General features: G+C 50.7%; 2 protein-coding genes. Both read left to right on the top strand.

What is annotated here, in order from left to right:
* A partial coding sequence (locus LQ229_RS26805) for an S-layer homology domain-containing protein (RefSeq protein WP_230193404.1) occupies nt 1-2,361 on the top strand: 2,361 nt, incomplete at its 5' end.
* A 146-nt stretch (nt 2,362-2,507) separates the two neighbouring features.
* Nucleotides 2,508-3,593: a response regulator gene (locus tag LQ229_RS26800; RefSeq protein WP_230193403.1), complete on the top strand. Its 1,086-nt coding sequence runs from the start codon at nt 2,508-2,510 to the stop codon at nt 3,591-3,593.
* Nucleotides 3,594-4,146 lie beyond the last annotated feature (553 nt).

The following is a 4,146-nucleotide window of genomic DNA, read 5'->3' as shown; positions in this document are numbered from 1 at the left end:
ATTGGCCCGGTAGAGGTTGAGGTAGCCGAAGACGGCACCTGGAGCTTCATACCTTCCGAAGACTTGTCCGATGGAAAGTACACGATCGAAGTAACGGCGGAGAAAAACGGCAAAGTATCGAAAGAGTTGAAAGACATTACCGTAGATACGACGAACGTTGTTGACAAAACCGTTCTGAAACAGAAAGCGAAAGAAATCAGCGGCAAGATCACCGCCGGCGAATTTATCGAGTCCGAATACACTCAAGCCAGCTGGACAAACCTTGCTAACGCGCTTGAGGCAGCGGAAAGCGTACTGCGCGATCCGAACGCAACGCAAGATCAGGTAAATCAGGCTTTGACAGCTCTCGACGAGGCTGAGAAGAATCTGGTGAAAGTAGGCGGGGAACTGGATGGACTGACGCTTGTTGGACTGATCGAAGACGGTCAGGAGAAGCCGGTCAATCTGACTCCGGAGTTCGACCCGATCCAATACAAAAACTACTATGGAACGGTAACGAACGACGTATATGGCATTAACCTGAATCCAACGGCGAAATATCCGAACGAGACTCAGGTGAAAGTATACGTTAACGGTAAGGAGTACTTTGCCGATGAATGGAATAACCTTCCATTGGTAGAAGGCAAGAAAAACGAGATCAAGGTAGTCGTCTACGACAAAGACGGCAACCTGATCAACGATTATGTTTTCAACATTGTTCGCGAAGGAGCCGCAACAGACAACAACAAGCTGGAATCGTTGGTACCATCCGTAGGCAGCCTGTACCCGGCTTTCGATCCGAACCGGGATTCCTACACAATGAGCGTATCGAATAGCGTGTATCGGATTCAATTCACGCCAACGGCGCTCGATCCGAACGCTACCATTCAGATTCGCGTGCATGGCGGCGAATGGAAAACGGTACCGAGCGGCGAGCTTAGCGACTATCTGGCGCTGAATGTCGGCACGAATACCATTGTCGTTCGAGTTACGGATCAAGACGGCACGTTCAAAGACTATACGGTAACGGTCACCAGAGCGTCCGGCAGCACCGGCGGCGGCAGCAGTTCCGGCAGCACCGACAGCGGTACGACGACACCGTCCACGCCGGGGAACGAACCGAAACCGGGAGACATTCTATCGACTGTCGACGGTTCGAAAGTTCCATTCGCAACGGGTACCGTCACGCAAACGGGAGACCGTACGCAAACGACGGTTACGATCGATCGGGACAAGCTGTTCGGCATTCTCGCGAACGGTAAGGGACAGAAGTTGGGCATCAGCGTACCGGGCGACGGCGATGTCGAAGTTCGAGGCTTGACGGCCGAAGACCTGAAGAAACTTGCCGACACCGGCTCCAGCCTCGACATCGAAAACTTGCTGGCGATTTATCCGGTTCCTGCCGGACAACTCGATTTGAATGCGATTAGCAAACAATTCGGCAAAGCGCCGCTCGGCGACATTGCCGCAAACATCAAGATTACACGTTCTGCGGACGATCTGGCTAAGCTTGCCCGCGAGAAGGCGGAGAAAGGCGGCTATGAACTGCTCGTTCATCCGGTCGATCTCGATTTAACCTTTACGCATGACGGACAAACGAACAGAGCGGGACTATTGAACGGTTATGCCGTGAAATATATCGCCTTGCCGGAAGGCGTCGATCCGAACCGCATTACGACGGGCGTCATTGTGAACCCGGACGGAACCGTGTTCCACGTTCCGACGGTCGTGACGAAAATCAACAACCGTTACTTCGCGAAGATCAACGATCTGCGCAGCAGCGGAACCTATTCCGTCATCTGGAATCCGAAAGATTTCAACGACGTGAAGAACCACTGGGCGAAAGCAAGCGCGAACGACATCGCGGCGCGTCTGGTCATTGAAGGCACAGGCAACAACAACTTTACGCCGGACCGCGAAATTAACCGTTCCGAGTTTGCGGTGTTTATCGTCAAAGGATTGGGGTTAATGCGCCAGGACGTGAAGCAAAACGTATTCCACGACGTTTCGTCGTCGGCATGGTACCATGCGGCGGTAACGATTGCCAATGAATTCGGCATCGTGCTTGGCTATGACGACGGCGCGTTCCATGGCGAGCGGTATATTACGAGAGAGCAAGGCATGGCGATGATTGCGCGCGGCTACAAGCTGATCCGTCCGGAAGCGTCGATAGGCGAAGGACAAGTGAACGCAGTGCTTTCCACGTTCGGGGATGCGAATCAAATCGCGCCTTGGGCGAAGGAAGCGGTCGCTTTGCTGATCTCCGAAGGCATTACCGAAGGCAAGAGCGGACAGTTGTTGAAACCGCAGGATCGAATGACGCGTGCGGAAGCCGCAGCATTGATTCAAAGAATGTTGAAAACGACGGATCTGATCGATTAATCCGCAAGGAAACAGCCGCTGTCGAGCGCCTCAAGCCGATGACGGCTGTTTTCCCCTAATATGGGACAAAAGTCGGTCGACAACATGCGACAAACAAAGGTAAACTTAACCATGTTTCTAAAGCACCGAAAGGAATGAGGATTTTCATGAGAGCCATACTCGTTGACGATGAGCAGCTTGCTCTTGAACGGCTCAAGCTATTATTGGAACGCGACATGAATGGCGTGGAAGTTGTTGAGTTATGCTCGAATTCATTCAAGGCGTTTGAGATGGTGGATAAACATCGCCCTGATGTCGTATTTCTCGATATCCATATGCCCGAGCTCGATGGTCTGAAGTTGGGAGAGCGGCTGCAGGCGATCATACCCGATATGGAGATCGTATTTGTAACCGGTTACGACCACTACGCCGTGCAAGCTTTTGAACTATACGCTTTGGATTACATTATGAAGCCTGTAGAACCCGAGCGTTTGCGGCGAACGGTAGAACGTTTGCAAGGAAAGTTAAAGGGGAAAAATAACAATCGCAGCAAGGAAGCGTCAACGCCGTTTATTTTCTGCTTCAATAAGATAAGGTATCAGCTTCCCGGCGAGGAGCCGCAAACCATCAAATGGCGCACAAGCAAAGCGCAGGAACTGTTCGCCTATTTGCTGCATCACCGGGACCGAACGATCGACAGAAGCACGCTGATCGAGCTTTTATGGCCGGATTTCGAGGTATCGAGGGCGTCGCAGCAGCTGTATACGACGATTTATCATATTCGGCAAACTTTGCAAAAAATCGGATTGGATACGGTATCGATCAGCAGCGGGGATTTGGGGGCCGGATACTGCCTGACAATCGGGAACGCGCGAGTGGATGCGGAGGAATGGGAGAACCGCCTGAAACAATTGGGCGATCCGAAACTCGAGCATATTGAAGAGCACGAGCGCGTTGTTGAGCTGTGTGAAGGCCATTATTTGGGAGAGTACGAGTATTTATGGGCCGAACACGAACGGGAGCGGCTCCGGCTGTTATGGTTGAGCCATGCGAGAAGCTTAGGCAAGCTATATATGGAACACGGCGTGACGCAAGCGGCTATTCGGGTGAACAAGCTGATTCAACAACGGCTTCCCGACGAGGATGAGACTTATCTTACCCTGATGAAGCTATACGACGGCTTGGGGGACAGAGGAGGGGTCGAAGAACAGCATTGGTTGCTTTCATCCAGAATGGAGAGGGAGTTGGATTGATATTAGCATTTGCAAAATAAAAACGATGATCATATAAAAAAACGCTTTCATTTTTTCCAATAATAGGTTATGATCGATATAAATCAACCCAGAGAGACGCTCTACGGCAATGATCTACCAACGATAGACGCATTTCCGCGATGGGGACATCAATAGAATCGGTATACCGATGAGAGGAAGAAGAACTTGCGGATTGCGGGCGCGGTTCTTCTTTTTGCTTGGATCGTTTCCGCGGGCATTTGGCGATGTATAGAGGATAAAAGTGACTTCGACGATGCGGCATGCCATTCTCCGGATCAAAAGCCGCGAGCGAGAATTCCTTTTTCTATATTCGAAAGGCTGTCATTTTTATCCTAAAAGTTTAAGCGGTTAAACTTATGGCCGTTTAAGGAAAGGAGGGCAGTGCGGATTATTTCGTTAAAAAAGTTTAACCTAAATTTCGAAAGCCCGTAATATCAAACACTGAATATAGTGGATCTGCCTCGCGGACTGTAAAAAAGTGGAGGTTTCCCAGTTCGTTCGGTTCAAGTCAACATTATGTGGATACACTTTC

It is taken from the genome of Paenibacillus sp. CECT 9249 (assembly GCF_918697855.1).
In the GTDB taxonomy this organism is placed as follows: domain Bacteria; phylum Bacillota; class Bacilli; order Paenibacillales; family Paenibacillaceae; genus MSJ-34.
The sequence above is the reverse complement of the archived record's forward strand: the minus strand, read 5'-3'. Positions and strand labels throughout refer to the sequence as shown.